Raw genomic sequence first — 13,509 nt, forward strand, 5'->3', positions numbered from 1 at the left:
CCCGACGCCATGACCGACAAGCTGTACAACCTGCTCCAGACCCGCAACACCGAAGCACGCAGCCCGAACCGGCGCGATTTCGTGCGCGGCGGCATGGCTCTGGCGGCCGGCGCCCTGGTGGGCCTGCCGGGCTGCGGCGGTGGGGATGGCGATGTGCCTGTGCGCTTCAGCCACGGCGTGGCCAGCGGCGACCCGTTGGCCGACCGCTTGATCCTGTGGACCCGTGCACGTGCCGAAGATACCAACGACCCGCGCGACATCGCGTTGCGCTGGGAGGTCGCCCGTGACGCCAGCTTCACCAGCCTGGCGGCCAGCGGCGATGCGCTGGCCAGCGCTGCCAGCGATTTCTGCGTCAAGGTCGATGCCAGCGGCCTGCAGCCGGGCCAGCGCTACTGGTTCCGCTTCCTGGCTGGCGCGCAGAGCTCGCCGGTGGGCCGCGCCAAGACCCTGCCGGGCGGCACGGTTGGCCAGGCAAAACTGGCGGTCTTCTCCTGCGCCAACTATCCGACCGGCTATTTCCATGCCTATGCCGACGCCGCCAAACGGGATGATCTGGATGCAGTGATCCATCTGGGCGACTACCTCTACGAATACGGCCCCGGCGGCTATGCCAGCGGCAATGCCGCCGCGCTGGGCCGCATGGTCGAGCCGGCCAAGGAGATCGTCGCCCTGGCTGACTACCGTGCCCGCTATGCCCAGTACCGCAGCGATCCCGATCTGCAGGCCCTGCATGCGGCGCACCCGATGATTGCCGTGTGGGACGACCACGAGATCACCAACGACGCCTGGATGGGCGGCGCGGAGAATCACCAGGCCGCCAGCGAGGGCGACTACGCGGCCCGCAAGGCCGCCGCACTGCAGGCCTGGCATGAGTGGATGCCGGTGCGCGTGCAGAACAACCGGGAGCGCATTTACCGCAGCTTCGAGTTCGGCAGTCTGCTCGCCCTGCACATGCTGGACACCCGAATCGCCGGGCGCGATGAACAGCTCGACTATGCCGACTATCTAGGTGCCGGCGGCAGTTTCAACGCCGCGGGCTTCGGCGCGGCGCTGGCCAACCCGCAGCGCCAACTGCTCGGTGCGGCGCAAAGCGGCTGGCTTCAGCAGCAGCTGACCGCCTCCACCGCCACCTGGCAGATGCTGGGCCAGCAGGTGCTGATGGGCCGCATGAACATCCCCGCGCCCATCCTGTTCGAGGCCAACAATCCGGGCACCGGCATCTCAGTCTCCGCCTATGCCGCGATCGTCGCGAAGGCGCAGATCAGTCCCGGCACACTGACGCCGCAGGAGCGCGCCGTGCTGGCCCAGCCCAGCATCCCCTACAACCTCGATGCCTGGGACGGTTACAGCGCGGCCCGCGAGACCCTGCTTTCCACCGCGCGCCAGCTCAACAAGAATCTGGTCGTGCTGGCCGGAGACACCCACAACGCCTGGGCCAGCGATCTCAGCGATCTGGCCGGCAACCCAGTCGGCGTCGAGTTCGCCACGCCCTCGGTCAGCTCACCAGGCTTCGAGGAATACCTGCCCAAGGAGAACCCGCAGCAGTTGGCCGGCGCGCTGACCCAGCTGATCGGCCCGCTTCACTACGCCGACACGTCACGACGCGGCTATATGGTGGTGACCGCAACGCCGCAGGCTTGCCGCTGCGACTGGATCTTTGTCAGCGACATCCTGAGCCGCGGCTACACCGCCAGCATCGGCAAGAGCCTGCAGGTGCTGCCGGGCCAGGGTCAGCGCCGGCTGCTGGAGGTCTGAGCACAGCGGCCCGCAGCCTGCGCTCGGATCGGACAGGCAGCGGCGCGCAGCTCTTGTCAGCATGCCCCGGCTTACCGACCCCCGCCTGTTGACACACGGACTGTTGTCCCTCGCTGTTGTGACGGTTGCAGGCTGGGCCGCAAAGGCGACCGCCCCGCCATCACTGCATGTGCTGATCGACACCGATACCAAGATCGGCGCAAGCCGAGATCGTCGATGAAGTGGGTGGTGCGCAGCAGCACGCAGCGCGATCTCGGTCTGGCGCTCGCCGAGCGGTTGGGGCGCGCGGTCAGCTTGCGCCTGCTGCCGCAGCGACGCATCGCTGACGCGCTGCTCGGCGGCGTGCAGGCCGATCTGTTGTGCAACTACCTGCCCGATGCGCAGCTGCTGATGAGCAGCATGCGGGTGGCGGCACCAGCAGGTCTCGAAGCTCTGAACGGCCGAACCATCGCCACCATCGGCGGGGCTTCCTCTACACGCAGTTCGAGCAGGTCCAGGGGGTGCGTTTGCGGAGAGAGGATGCACCCAATGCCGAGGCGATTGGGGGGCAAGCTGGCGACCGGCCGCATGGGCCACGCCATCATCGGCCGCGCCACCTTCGACTGTCTGATCCGCCACGATATCGAGGGCCTGACGATTAACCCCCCGCTAGGGGCATGCAGCGCCAAGGCCCACTGTGCTTTGTCTTGGCGAAGCCCCGCGCGACTGGCCGAGCTGAATGCCGCGATCACGGCGCTGCAGTCCCACAGCGGCCTGCAAGGCCTGCCGGCTCACTACCGCGCAGGCGCGCGCCGGATTGCCGGCCATGCGCAAGGCCATGCTCGGCCATTCGGGGTCGGTGCACGCAGCCGCTATAGACTGCGGCCATGACCGAGATTGTCGATTCCTCGTCCGCCCCCACGCTGCGCCTGGCCGTGATTGGTGCCGGTCCGGCCGGGCTGGGCCTGGCCCTGCTGGCGGCACGCACCCTGCCCCGCGCGCAGATCAGCCTGTTCGATGCCCGGCCGCTGGAGCGCGATGTCTCCGGCGACCCGCGCACGCTGGCGCTGAGCCTGGGCAGCGTGCAGCTGCTGCAGCGCCTGGGCGCCTGGAACGCGGCCGCCGCGCAAGCCATCCTGCAGGTCCATGTCAGCCAGGCCCCACCCACGCTGAATCACCCGATCTTCGGCGCGGCCGGCGAGCCGCTGGTGCGCATCAGCGCGGCTGAGCAGGGCGTGGACATGCTGGGCGCAGTGCTCAGCTACGGCCAGCTGGTTGCGCCGCTGCAAGCAGCCTGGCAGGCGGCTGCAGGGGCCGAGCCGGCCCGACTGCTGAGCCGCTTCGGTGCGCCGGTCGCGGGGCTAAAAGCGCTGAGCGATGGGGTCGAGGTCGATGCGGGCATTGCCGAGTTCTTTGATCTGGCCGTGGTGGCAGAGGGCGGCGTGTTTGCCGACCAGGCACGCAAGAGTCTGACCCACGACTACAAGCAAAACGCCTGGGTCGGCACCGTGACCCTGGCTGATGGCAGCCCGCCTGGCGTGGCCTACGAGCGCTTCACCCGCAACGGCCCGCTCGCCCTGCTGCCGCTGCCGCCGCTGGACGGCCGCAAGCGCGCGGCCCTGGTGTGGTGCATGCCGCAGGCCGAGGACGAGATCGCCAGCCTCAGCGATGCCCAGCGCCTGACTGTCATCAACAGCCTGCTGGCAGCGGATGCCGGCCCGCTGCAGGCCATCAGCCCTCTCAAGTGCTTTGCGTTGGGCCTGAACGCCGAGCGCAGCCTGGTCGATGGCCGCACTGTGCGCATCGGCAATGCCGCCCAAACCCTGCACCCGGTGGCCGGCCAAGGGCTGAACCTGGGCCTGCGCGATGCCTATACCCTGGTCGAGGCGCTGCGCCGCAGCAGCGATATCGATGCCGGCCTGCGCGCGGTCGAATGGCAACGCGCCCCCGACCGCTGGAGCACCATCGCCAGCACCGACTTCCTGGCTCGCAGCTTCGCCTGGCGCTGGCCCGGCCTGCCAGTGGTACGCGGCCTCGGCCTGGCCGCAATGCAGGCGCTGCCACCGTTGAAGCGTGCCCTGGCCCGGCAGATGATGTTCGGCAGCCGCTGAATCGTCCCGATGATTCAACGCCTTGCCTCCTGCAGCTGCGGTCAGCTCACGGCCAAGGTCGTCGGCGAGCCGGTTCGCGTCTCCATCTGCCATTGCTTGGCTTGCCAGCGCCGCACCGGCAGCGTGTTCGGCGAACAGGCAAGGTTTCGCCGTGAGAACGTGTCGCTGTCAGGCCGCTCCACACTGTATGTGCGGGTTGGCGATGAAGGCTCCCGCGTCACCTTCCACTTCTGCCCCCATTGCGGCGCCACGGTCTACTACGAGCCAGAGGGCCTTGAAGAATTCCTGGCCATCCCGGTCGGCGCCTTCGCCGACCAGAGCTTCCCCTCGCCCAGCGTCTCGGTCTACGAGGAGCGCATGCATGGCTGGGTCGTACCGCCGCCGGATGCGGAACATATTGGCTAAGGGCCGTTGGGCACAAGACCTCGATGCTGTGGCGGGAGCACCGCCTGAAGCCTTCGAGACCCAGGATCCCGCCCTGCTGCGGCGGTTGCTGCGCGCACGGGACCGCATGGACGCCGCCTCGCATGAACCCTGGCCGGTGAAGCGGCTTGCGGAAGTCAGCGGCGTCTGCGAAACACATTTCGCTCACACCTTCAGGCAGGCTTTTGGCATCCCACCGCATCGCTACTTGTTGACGCGGCGCATCGAGCAGGCAGCCACGCTGCTGCGCGACACCGAACTGCCCATCACACAGATCGCTTTTGCGACGGGCTGGGAGAGTCTGGGTAGCTTCGGGCGCATATTCCGAGACATTACCGGCAAAAGCCCAACCGAGCATCGCATCGGGGCCCGGGCCGAGACCGGCCAGCTCGACCGCGTGCCCGCCTGCGTCCTGAAATCCGCACAGCGGCCGGACCTCACCATCGCAGTTTCGGAGAAGCGCCGCCGCGCAGCCAAGGGTACAAATCGCGCATCAACAAAGGAGCGCTGATGAGCCAAGGTATCAATGTGGTGGGTGTATACGTCAACGATCAGGACGAGGCGCTCGACTTCTACGTCAACAAGCTCGGTTTGCGCGTCCATACGGATGTGCGCAATGGGGCGTATCGCTGGCTGACGGTCCAGCATCCGCAGCAGCCCTTGTTTCAGCTCGGCCTGTTCACACCCGGGCCACCGATGCACGACGAGGCAACGGCAAAGGCGCTGCGCGCGCTGGTCGCCAAGGGCGCGATGCCGCCCTTGGTCATGGCGGTGGCGGACTGCCGGGCCAGCTACAAGCAGTTGCATGCCCTGGGCGTGGAGTTCACCCAGGAGCCGATGGATCGCTATGGCAGCGTGGATGCCGGTTTCCGCGACCCCGCGGGCAACGCCTGGAAGATGATCCAGGCAGCGGGGAGTTCGACATGAACTGCAGCGGCTACTTGCGACGGACTCACCGCTGGGTCTCGATCGCCTTCACGCTGACCGTCATTGCCAACTTCGTCGCCCGAGCACAAGGGCGGGGAGAGCCACCGCTATGGCTGACCTACGCGCCGCTGCTGCCACTGGGCCTGCTGCTGTTGACGGGGCTGTACCTGTTCGCCGTGCCCTATCTCGGCCGTCGCCACGAACGGCATGGCGCCACAGAGCCAGGAACGCCGGTCGCTTGAACAGCACCGGGGCGCCAGGCGTGGTCAGATCTTGAAACTCCTGCATTCAAGACCAGACACCGAAGCTCCTCCTGGTCCAGAGTCCTTGCGACCTCGTTCAACCCCGGACCAGTCGGCCGCCACCTGATCGATCACGTGTATTCGGCTTTGGCGACCAAGGCGCGAGCAAAGCCTCCTTTGTCAAGGCACTCGAGCCGCTCGGCGTCGTTGTCGTTGTCGTTGTCGTTGTCGTTGTCGTTTCGCAAGGGCCGCGGGGCGTCGAGCTTTGCCGCGTGGACAGCAAATCCTCGCGGTGCATGCGCCGTGCCGTGGCGAAGGCGGCGCATCTTCACCTGGCGTTCACGGCCGAGAGCTGCGGACAGGTCGAAGCCTTCTACCGCGCAGCTCTTCAAGCAGGGGGGCGACGATCAAGGTGCGCCGGGTCTGCGCCCCCGTACCACGCGAACTGCTACGCCGCTTTCCTCATTGGTCCGGACATGCACAACATCGAAGCGGTCTGCCATGAAACCAAAGGCTAGGTGACGCAATGAATCCCTACTTCAAAGGCTTCTCCTCACTCGGTACCGGCGCCGCCTCGTCCGGCACCTTGGGCTCATCGCTGGCATGGTGCTCCATCGGCGTCTTCTTTCCGGGCTGCGGCGTCTGGTCCGAGCCGGGAGCGATCTCTTCGCCGTGGTGCTTCTTGGCCTGCTGAACCTTCTTGTCGTGGGCAATATTGCGCGGGTCGGTCATGGGAAGAGCTCCAAAGTGGGTGAAGCCCATCCTCGCTCCTTTGCCGCCTTGCGCAGGTAGGAGAAGGCGCCGTTGTAGCCAGGACAGCTTCGCCATTTGCCCAGGAGCCGCAATGCCGACCCCAGGGCCATCGACACGCCCGGGTCTCAGCCCCGCCGCCGCCGCGCCACCAGCCCGATACCCGCCAGCCCGGCCAGCATCAACGCCAGGCTGGCAGGCTCGGGCACGGTGAGGGCCAGGCTGTGGCCGGCCTGTACGTCCAGCGTCGGCGCCACCAAGTAGATCAGGCCGTGGTTGAGGTTTGCGGCGGCATCGCTGAACAAGCCGATGCTGGCGTTGCCGGCGCCCAGCACCTTGAAGGACAGCGTGGCCAGGCGCAGCGAGGCCTGGCCGGCGTCGGCCACACCGGGGAAGGCCGAGCCCGACAGGACCACGCCGGTCAGCGCCGAGTCGTCCATCCATCCTTCGGCCAGGCTCACGCCAGTCAGCGCCAGCAGGCTGGGATCGAAGCTCAGGCCCATGCCGAAGGCCAGCAGCTCGTCGCCTGCATGTTCGCCGTCAAAGGGCTGCAGCAGCGCGACTTCGAGACTGAAGCTCTGGCCAACCGTGGCCGCAGTGGCACCGGACAGCGACATGTTGGCGGCCTGAGCTACCGACAAAGAGAGGCCGGCAAGCAGCGCGGCGAGGACGGGTTTGATCTTCATGGGCTGGTTCCTTGAATAGGCGCTCACTGGCGGGTGAACAGGGCGTACCAAAGCTTGTAGTCGGCCTGGGTGATGCACTTGTCGGCGTCGAAATTGGCCAGGGGCTGGTAGCGCGCGTCGCCCTCGCAGCTGCCTGTCGCAGCGCGCTGCAGATCGCGGTCGCTAACATTGATGGCGCCATCGCCATTGATATCGCCCAGCTTGCGCACCGCGAAGGGCACGCGGGTGGCGGCCTCCTGATAGCCGTCGTTGAGCAAGAACGCGACGTAGTACTCGCCCGCGGCCAGGCCCGTGAAGGTGGTGCTGCCGGTCGCGCCCGAGGCATAGCGCCATTGCACGGCCGGGCTGGCGCTGCCCGGGGTCTGGGTGGCACGGTAGACGGCGACCCAGTCCTTGGCCTGGCCCGGCATGCCGGACCAGCTGACGTTCAGCGCCTCGCCGCTACGGATCAGGTTGCGGGACACACCCAGCACGCGCGGCGCGGGCTCAGGCTCGCTGCCGGCGCCGACAGTGAAAGCCACCCGGTTGGAGACCTCGGTGTAGGAGTCGTTGATATAGAGCGCCAGGAAGTAGTCGCCGTCCGGCAAAGGCTCGGTGGGTGACAGGCCGCCGCTGGCTCGGCCATCGACGTAGTAGTAGCTCACCAGCAGATCGATGCCCGGCGTAGCACCCTTGCGGAACACGCCGATATAGTCCTTGGCCGTACCCGGGCCGTCGGCAAAGCGGATGTCCAAACGCTCGCCGCTGCTCAGCGCGGTCTTGACCAGGCTGACGCTGGCAATCTCGCTTCCAACGGAAAAATGCACACGCTCGGAGATCTCGAAGTAAGCGTCGTTGATCATGAAGGCCGCATAGTAGTAGCCCTTATTCAGGGCTCCCAGCGTTACGGTGCCGGAGCTGTCGGGCGTGTAAGACCAGCTGGTGGAGCCGACGCCGCCGGGCTCCTGGCCGACGCGGTAGACGCCGATCCAGTCCTTGGCGCCCCCAGGAGCGCCGCTCCATGTGAAGCTGGGACGCTCGCCGGCATTGAAGTGGGTCTTGTTAATCGCCAGCTCTGGCGTGTTGCCGACATAGAAGGCGGCACGCGGAGCGATCTCGGCATAGCTGTCGTCGGTGAAGAAGGCAGCGTAGTACTCCACCCCGACGGCAAGTCCGTTGAAGGTCAACTGGCCGTTAACACCGGACACATAGCCCCACTTGATCGCCGGCGTGGCCGCACCCGGCGTCTGGCCCTTGCGGTACAAGCCCACCCAGTCCTTGGGTTTGCCGCGACCGTTCATGTATTCAATCACCACAGGCTCGCCGCCCGCCCAGACCTTCTTCGCCAGGCGCAGTGCCGGGTCACCGTCCGAGCTGCCCTGAACAGTGAAGCTGCGGGTCTGCGTCCACGGCGACCATTCGGCGTTGGCGTCGCGGTGGCGGGCGCGGATGTAGTAGCGGCCGTTGTTCAAGCCATTGGAGCCGACGGCATAGCGTTCGATATCAACGCCGGCGTGGATGTCCACCGGCTCGTAGTTCGGCGCACCGCTGTCGCCATAGAGGTTCTCGACATCCCGGATCAGGTCGACCACCTTGCTAGAGAAGGCGGCGTCGCGTGCGATCTGGAACTGCGTGCTGTTCAAAGCCATGCCCGAGGGCGACTGGTAGCCCGCCAGGCTGAATGTGTGCGGCAGGGTCAGCGCGGCGCCGTCGATCACGCCGTCCAGGACCGGCTGCACCGGCGCGGCGGCGTCCAGATGGCGCTCGAACTCGTCCACCAGACGGCTGTTGTAGGCAAAGCCCAGCTTGGGGTGGCCCTCGGCATAGGTCGAGACCTTCATCGTGCGCGCGCCGAGATCGAAGTCGATCAGCTGCCAGGTCCAGTTCGCAATGGTCTTCTGCACATCATCCATATCGCGCTCGCTCGACTGGCCCCAGAACTGGTCCCAGGCCGTGCCGCCGCTGATGATGTGATATATCGGCCAGTCGCGGGTCTGGCCACGGGCATAGAGGTGGTGATGGGCGCCGATGTTCAGCACATGCTTGCGTGTGCCGGCCAGGATGGGCATCGCGGTATCGCGGAACCAGCTTGAGATATCGCCCACATACTGCTCAGCCTGATAGGGCCGATGAACAACGCTGATTACCCAGTCGACATCAGGATCGGCGTTCGCCGCCGCGACCACCTTGCGCAGCCACTCGGTCTGGGCCGGGAAGCTCGATTCGGAGTTGGTGTAGACCAGCAGCACGCGGCCGACCTGATGGGCGTAGTAGGTCTCGTCGGCGGCAGCTGGGATTCCCTGGTAGCTGATCTTGTCGTACTCGGTATGCGCACGCCAGTTGGCCAGGCCCGGGTCGTAATAGGTCTCGTGGTTGCCCAGCGCCATCATGATGGCCAGATTGCCCGACACCACCGACGAAGGCTTCATGTGTACGAATTCGTAGTGGTCCAGCGTACCCACATCAACCTGGTCGCCGTTGTTCAGCATCAGCTGTACCGACTCTTCCAGCGGTAGACCGGTCAGCGACTCGATCTTGGCCTTGGCCGCTTTCAGCAGCGGTGTGTGGCGGTCGTCGTTTCGCAGTTGGTGATCACCGGTGAGCAGAATGCGGAAGTTGCCACTCTTGCGTGCGGGCGTGGGCTGGGTGCGAAAGCGGTACACCGCAGACACCTGGCTGCCGGTGCGCACCCGGTAGCTGTAGATCGTCTCAGGCTGCAGGCCGCCGAGCTGCACGCCATGCAGCCGGTAGTTGGCCGCCAGCACCTGGGGTGAGCCGGTGGCCCTGCGCATCAGCGGCCCACCGTCCGCGCCGTACTCGACCACCGACTCGCTGCCCTCCTCCGTCTTCCATGACACCCAGATCGAGCTGGCGGTGGGCGTTTGCAGATAGGGCCTGAGGTCGGCGGCCAAGGCCGCCGCCCCGAACATCAAGCCGCCCAACAGGACGGCGGCGCGCCGAACCAGGCGCCGGGCAGACAAGGCCAAGGAGATCATGAAGGGGCTCGCGGGCAATGAGACAAGCGCCGCATTCGAGCATCCTGGTGTGACACGGGCACGGTATGCGACTGGTCCGGATGGACCTATTCGTCTGTCTGAATGTCGACAGACCCTGGATCACTCAGACAAGCGCTCTGGCTGGAACTGCGCAGCTGCGCCTAGAGCCCATCCGCGCTTTCGACATACGCCCAGACGGCCTTGTATCCTTCGCCCGGGATCGGGTCGCGCACCGGCGTTCAGGTAGTGCGGATTGACCCGGTCACGCCCCGGGGTCCAGCTCGTCGGGAAGTGCCTGTGCATCCTGGTCCATCGTCTGCATCACCCTCTGGTTTCTCGGCTCGCCGCCGCCACAGTGTGACGGCCTATGGCCGCTGCGCCACTGCTTCGCACTGTCGCTACTTGACCGACATCAAGCCAGGTCCTGTCGGCTCACTCAGCCCTCGCCAAACACCCGCGCCTGATTGCCGCACAGGCCTTTGGCCTCATACATCGCGCTGTCGGCGTGGCGCAACAATGTGTCGGGGTCGGTGCCAGCGCCGGGATACACAGCGATGCCGACGGAGGCGCCGAGCTGCAGCTGCAAACCTTCGATATCGGCCGGCTGAGCCAGGCCATGCAGGATTCGCCGCGCAAGGCCCAGGCCGCGGTCGGCGGCATTGACGTCGTATTGCAGGATCGCGAACTCGTCGCCGCCAATGCGGGCGACGACATCGCCGTCGCGGGCGATCTGGCGCATGCGCTCGGCGGCTAGCGCCAGCATCTTGTCGCCCACCGCATGGCCATAGCGGTCATTGATCGGCTTGAAGCCGTCGAGATCGATGTAGTGGATCGCAAAGCCGGGTGCGCCGCATCCGGCATCGCGCACCGCAGCCGCCAGGCATTCGAGAAAGGTCTCGCGGTTGACCAGCGAGGTCAGGCCGTCGTGGCGGGCCGCATGGCGCACCCGCTCCTCGCTGCGGGTGCGCTCGGTCACGTCCGTGTAGGTGCGCAGCACGCCGCCGCCCTCGATCGGCACGCTGCGCACCTCGATCACCCGGCCATCGGGGCGCTGGCGGTCATAGCAATGCGCGCGGTCAAGGATGCCGCCAGAGCGCACAAAATCCTGGATGTCCTGCGGCGTGCGGCTGAATTCGTCGTTGGCCCACTGGTGAGCCAGCACCGCCTCGAAGCTGGGCTTGCTGGCCATTAGCTCCTCGGGCAGGCCCAGTAGCTCGATCGCGCGGCGGTTGCACACCTCGACCACGCGCTCGGCATTGACCATCATGATGCCCTGCTCCATGCGCGCCAGCGTAGCTTCAAGCAGCGCCGATTTCTCCTTCAGCCGCGCCTCGCTGGCGCGTGCTCTGGCCTCGGCCTGCTCCAGGGCCTGCTGCTGATGCTTCAGCGCAGTGATGTCGACATGGGCGGAGAAGCCCTTGCCGTCGGGGCCGCGCTGCTCGATCACGCGCGCCCAGCGGCCTTCGGGCAGCGGCAGCTCGAAGGGCGCACCGGTGAACCTCAGGCTGTCGGCCAGCGTTGACAAGCCCCGCCTGAACCACTCGCCATCGCCGCCCTCGCGGCCCTGCCATGCGCGGCGATAGACCACCTCGAAGCTGGTGCCGGCGGCGACGGCGCGATCGCGCAGGCCGTACATCAGCACAAATGGGTGGTTGACCCAGGCGATCTGCCCATCAGCATCCGTCACCATCACGCCGTCGGCCACGTGATCGAACAGCGCGACGCCATCGCTGAACAGCCCTTCCGGCACGGCGATAGGGCCGCCTTGCGGCACCGCATGCTCGCCTGCCCGCCACACGCGGATGCGACCCAAGCCTGGCAGCGGCAGCGAGGCCGCCGTCAGCCAGCGGCCGCCATGTTCGAAGGCGATCGGACGGTTTTGCAGCCGGTGACGGGCCACGCCTTTCTCGATGTAGCGCTCGATCAAGGGCATCTCGAAAGCGTTCAGCCGCCCTTCATAGAAACGCCGCAGGTTTGTGCTGTAGGGCTCGCCGATCTGTATGTGGGCTGCGTGCTCGGGAAACAGCGTCAGGAAGCTGCGGTTCCACAGCAGGGTCCGGTCGGCCTCGTCGAACAGGCAGGCGCCGATGTCCAAACCGTCCAGTGCCTGTGCGACAGCGCGCAGCAGTGCCAGCGGGTCGGCCAATGCGCTCACTGCCCCTGAATCGCCCCTGTTGATTCCGCTGCCCATGGTGCTGCCATCCGTCCGTCGCCATTGCCGAAGAGCACCGTGGCACAAGGCCAACGCTCGCTAACGGCTGCTACCGGTCAGTGTAGATCGCGCCATGGGGTCGCTGTGCGGCGGCGCGTGCAGGACTGCACGCGGCAGCGCGGCTCGCGTCTCTGCCGAGCTCAGCGCAGCGGTGCGCGCTCCAGGCCGGAAGCGGTTTGCGCATCGAGCCCGCGCGCGGGCGTCTCGGTAGTCTGCTGCGTGCTGCTACCCACCGGAACCAGCTCCTCGATCACCCAGCGGCCATAGTGCTGGGCCCGGGTGGCGCGATGGCTGCGGGCGATCTCGGCCACCCGCTGCACCTGGGCTTCATGCGCGGCCTCCACCACCATGAAGCTGTGGCCCAGCAGGGCGAGTTCGCGGTGGACCTTGACGATATTCATCTCCTGGCCGAAAGCGGCCAGCGGGCTAGGGTTGGCCAGATCGGCCTCGGCCTGGGCCTGCATTTGGGCGGGTGTCAGCGTGCGCACCTCGGGGCGGCCGGCCTCGGCCAGCGCCGCACGGATCGCCGCGAGATCGGCGCCGCGCGGCAGGGCCAGAACGACATGGCCGACCGGGTTGAAGCTGCCGAAACTGGTGGGGTGAGGTGTGGGAGCGTTCATCGCGTGCCTCCTGCGAGTAGATGTACTGACATGCTGGGCGCGCTGCCGCTGGATGTCGACCGGCCAAGGCAGCGTCTTGCTGTCGGCGGTGGACTACATGAGCGACCGCCGCTAGACGGGGCGCAGGAGTACATTGCACAGACGCCAGCCCGCCGTGACCCCGAACCCCGGGGCAGCCAGCCGGCCGGAGACCGCTCATCATGACGCTGTGCCCGATTGCCATTGCCGTGGGCTGCAAGAAATGCCCCGCCTTCTCGGTCTGCCCGCTGAAAAGCGTAATCGGCGACCAGCCGGCGAAAGGGAAACCGGAAGCCAGCGCGGGCAAGAGCGGGGCCAGCAGCGCAAAAAAGCGCAGCAAATAGTCAACCGAGGAAACTGGGAGTGGTCAGGTCTTGAGGGTCGGAGCTGGCGACAAGCCGGCGTCCGTACCAGCCTGGGTCCGGCTGTGCGCCGCATGTTCGGCCGCCTGACGCGCGACCCGCCCCAGCATCCTGTCCACGGAGGAGAGATCCAGCGCGGCCTGCGGCGCAGCTGCGGGCAGACACAGCGACGGCAAGCTCGATGAGCCTGGCACCGAGACCTCGGGCAACCGGATGCCAGTCAAGTCCAGCGTGGCAGCTTTGGGCGCTGGCGCCGGCGCGATGCGCGGCCTTACTCCCATCACCGACTCGGGGGCAGCGGTGTGTCGGCGCGCTTCGATCTCCGCAGCGCGTTCAGCCGCAGCGCGTTCAGCCGCAGCGCGTTCAGCCGCAGCGCGTTCAGCCGCAGCGCGTTCAGCCGCAGCGCGTTCAGCCGCAGCGCGTTCAGCCGCAGCGCGTTCAGCCGCAGC

Annotated in this window: 15 protein-coding genes; 8 read left to right on the forward strand and 7 right to left on the reverse strand. The window is 66.9% G+C overall.

Going from position 1 to position 13,509, the window contains the following annotated elements:
* The first annotated feature begins 9 nt into the window (after window positions 1-9).
* The 7 genes from OOZ63_RS23755 (at window position 10) to OOZ63_RS23785 (ending at window position 5,437) form a co-directional block, all read left to right on the forward strand.
* Entirely contained in the window at window positions 10-1,755 is a 1,746-nt protein-coding gene (locus OOZ63_RS23755; protein WP_266008123.1) for an alkaline phosphatase D family protein, read from the forward strand.
* Between the two features lie 216 nt (window positions 1,756-1,971).
* Window positions 1,972-2,625 carry a hypothetical protein gene (locus OOZ63_RS23760; RefSeq protein WP_266008124.1) on the forward strand — a complete coding sequence of 218 codons (654 nt, stop codon included), beginning with the start codon at window positions 1,972-1,974 and terminating at the stop codon, window positions 2,623-2,625.
* Window positions 2,622-3,845 carry an FAD-dependent monooxygenase gene (locus OOZ63_RS23765; protein WP_266008125.1) on the forward strand — a complete coding sequence of 408 codons (1,224 nt, stop codon included), beginning with the start codon at window positions 2,622-2,624 and terminating at the stop codon, window positions 3,843-3,845. The genes OOZ63_RS23760 and OOZ63_RS23765 overlap by 4 nt, the downstream gene beginning before the upstream one ends.
* Window positions 3,846-3,854: 9 nt before the next feature.
* The gene (locus OOZ63_RS23770) at window positions 3,855-4,250 is read left to right on the forward strand and encodes a GFA family protein (RefSeq protein WP_266008126.1); all 396 of its coding nucleotides are present in this window, start codon (window positions 3,855-3,857) and stop codon (window positions 4,248-4,250) included.
* A complete protein-coding gene (locus tag OOZ63_RS23775; RefSeq protein ID WP_416234778.1) occupies window positions 4,231-4,779 on the forward strand; it encodes a helix-turn-helix transcriptional regulator in 549 nt (182 codons plus the stop codon). Before OOZ63_RS23770 ends, OOZ63_RS23775 begins: the two co-directional genes overlap by 20 nt.
* On the forward strand, window positions 4,779-5,195 hold the full coding sequence (locus OOZ63_RS23780; RefSeq protein WP_266008128.1) for a VOC family protein: 417 nt from the start codon (window positions 4,779-4,781) through the stop codon (window positions 5,193-5,195). The genes OOZ63_RS23775 and OOZ63_RS23780 overlap by 1 nt, the downstream gene beginning before the upstream one ends.
* Complete coding sequence (locus OOZ63_RS23785; protein WP_266008129.1) at window positions 5,192-5,437, forward strand: hypothetical protein; 246 nt, start codon at window positions 5,192-5,194, stop codon at window positions 5,435-5,437. The genes OOZ63_RS23780 and OOZ63_RS23785 overlap by 4 nt, the downstream gene beginning before the upstream one ends.
* Before the next feature lie 131 nt (window positions 5,438-5,568).
* Here OOZ63_RS23785 and OOZ63_RS29140 read toward each other — a convergent pair whose 3' ends face one another.
* The 6 genes from OOZ63_RS29140 to OOZ63_RS23815 form a co-directional block, all read right to left on the reverse strand.
* Window positions 5,569-5,829, reverse strand: coding sequence for a hypothetical protein (locus OOZ63_RS29140; protein ID WP_323055781.1), 261 nt, complete (start codon window positions 5,827-5,829; stop codon window positions 5,569-5,571).
* A 142-nt stretch (window positions 5,830-5,971) separates the two neighbouring features.
* Entirely contained in the window at window positions 5,972-6,169 is a 198-nt protein-coding gene (locus OOZ63_RS23795; protein WP_266008130.1) for a hypothetical protein, read from the reverse strand.
* Window positions 6,170-6,315: 146 nt separating this feature from the next.
* Window positions 6,316-6,873: a cohesin domain-containing protein gene (locus tag OOZ63_RS23800; RefSeq protein WP_266008131.1), complete on the reverse strand. Its 558-nt coding sequence runs from the start codon at window positions 6,871-6,873 to the stop codon at window positions 6,316-6,318.
* Between the two features lie 23 nt (window positions 6,874-6,896).
* On the reverse strand, window positions 6,897-9,848 hold the full coding sequence (locus tag OOZ63_RS23805; RefSeq protein WP_266008132.1) for a fibronectin type III domain-containing protein: 2,952 nt from the start codon (window positions 9,846-9,848) through the stop codon (window positions 6,897-6,899).
* A 436-nt stretch (window positions 9,849-10,284) separates the two neighbouring features.
* Window positions 10,285-12,003: a GGDEF domain-containing protein gene (locus OOZ63_RS23810; RefSeq protein ID WP_266008133.1), complete on the reverse strand. Its 1,719-nt coding sequence runs from the start codon at window positions 12,001-12,003 to the stop codon at window positions 10,285-10,287.
* Between the two features lie 197 nt (window positions 12,004-12,200).
* Window positions 12,201-12,680: a hypothetical protein gene (locus OOZ63_RS23815; protein ID WP_266008134.1), complete on the reverse strand. Its 480-nt coding sequence runs from the start codon at window positions 12,678-12,680 to the stop codon at window positions 12,201-12,203.
* A gap of 200 nt (window positions 12,681-12,880) precedes the next feature.
* Between OOZ63_RS23815 and OOZ63_RS23820 the strand changes: the two genes are divergently transcribed.
* On the forward strand, window positions 12,881-13,042 hold the full coding sequence (locus tag OOZ63_RS23820; RefSeq protein WP_266008135.1) for a hypothetical protein: 162 nt from the start codon (window positions 12,881-12,883) through the stop codon (window positions 13,040-13,042).
* Between the two features lie 23 nt (window positions 13,043-13,065).
* On the opposite strand, the gene OOZ63_RS23825 is transcribed toward OOZ63_RS23820, so the two are convergent.
* Window positions 13,066-13,341, reverse strand: a complete 276-nt coding sequence (locus OOZ63_RS23825) for a hypothetical protein (protein ID WP_266008136.1) — start codon at window positions 13,339-13,341, stop codon at window positions 13,066-13,068.
* Window positions 13,342-13,509 lie beyond the last annotated feature (168 nt).

This window comes from Paucibacter sp. PLA-PC-4 (assembly GCF_026241155.1).
Taxonomy (GTDB): domain Bacteria; phylum Pseudomonadota; class Gammaproteobacteria; order Burkholderiales; family Burkholderiaceae_C; genus Roseateles_E.

Bases quoted from the DNA above. Each gene is read 5' to 3' on its own strand.
- OOZ63_RS23785 (WP_266008129.1), top strand. From the start codon at position 5,192: ATGAACTGCAGCGGCTACTTGCGACGGACTCACCGCTGGGTCTCGATC.
- OOZ63_RS23755 (WP_266008123.1), top strand. From the start codon at position 10: ATGACCGACAAGCTGTACAACCTGCTCCAGACCCGCAACACCGAAGCA.
- OOZ63_RS23820 (WP_266008135.1), top strand. From the start codon at position 12,881: ATGACGCTGTGCCCGATTGCCATTGCCGTGGGCTGCAAGAAATGCCCC.
- OOZ63_RS23805 (WP_266008132.1), bottom strand. From the start codon at position 9,848: ATGATCTCCTTGGCCTTGTCTGCCCGGCGCCTGGTTCGGCGCGCCGCC.
- OOZ63_RS23795 (WP_266008130.1), bottom strand. From the start codon at position 6,169: ATGACCGACCCGCGCAATATTGCCCACGACAAGAAGGTTCAGCAGGCC.
- OOZ63_RS23775 (WP_416234778.1), top strand. From the start codon at position 4,231: ATGCGGAACATATTGGCTAAGGGCCGTTGGGCACAAGACCTCGATGCT.
- OOZ63_RS23765 (WP_266008125.1), top strand. From the start codon at position 2,622: ATGACCGAGATTGTCGATTCCTCGTCCGCCCCCACGCTGCGCCTGGCC.
- OOZ63_RS23815 (WP_266008134.1), bottom strand. From the start codon at position 12,680: ATGAACGCTCCCACACCTCACCCCACCAGTTTCGGCAGCTTCAACCCG.
- OOZ63_RS23800 (WP_266008131.1), bottom strand. From the start codon at position 6,873: ATGAAGATCAAACCCGTCCTCGCCGCGCTGCTTGCCGGCCTCTCTTTG.
- OOZ63_RS23780 (WP_266008128.1), top strand. From the start codon at position 4,779: ATGAGCCAAGGTATCAATGTGGTGGGTGTATACGTCAACGATCAGGAC.
- OOZ63_RS23760 (WP_266008124.1), top strand. From the start codon at position 1,972: ATGAAGTGGGTGGTGCGCAGCAGCACGCAGCGCGATCTCGGTCTGGCG.
- OOZ63_RS23825 (WP_266008136.1), bottom strand. From the start codon at position 13,341: ATGGGAGTAAGGCCGCGCATCGCGCCGGCGCCAGCGCCCAAAGCTGCC.
- OOZ63_RS23770 (WP_266008126.1), top strand. From the start codon at position 3,855: ATGATTCAACGCCTTGCCTCCTGCAGCTGCGGTCAGCTCACGGCCAAG.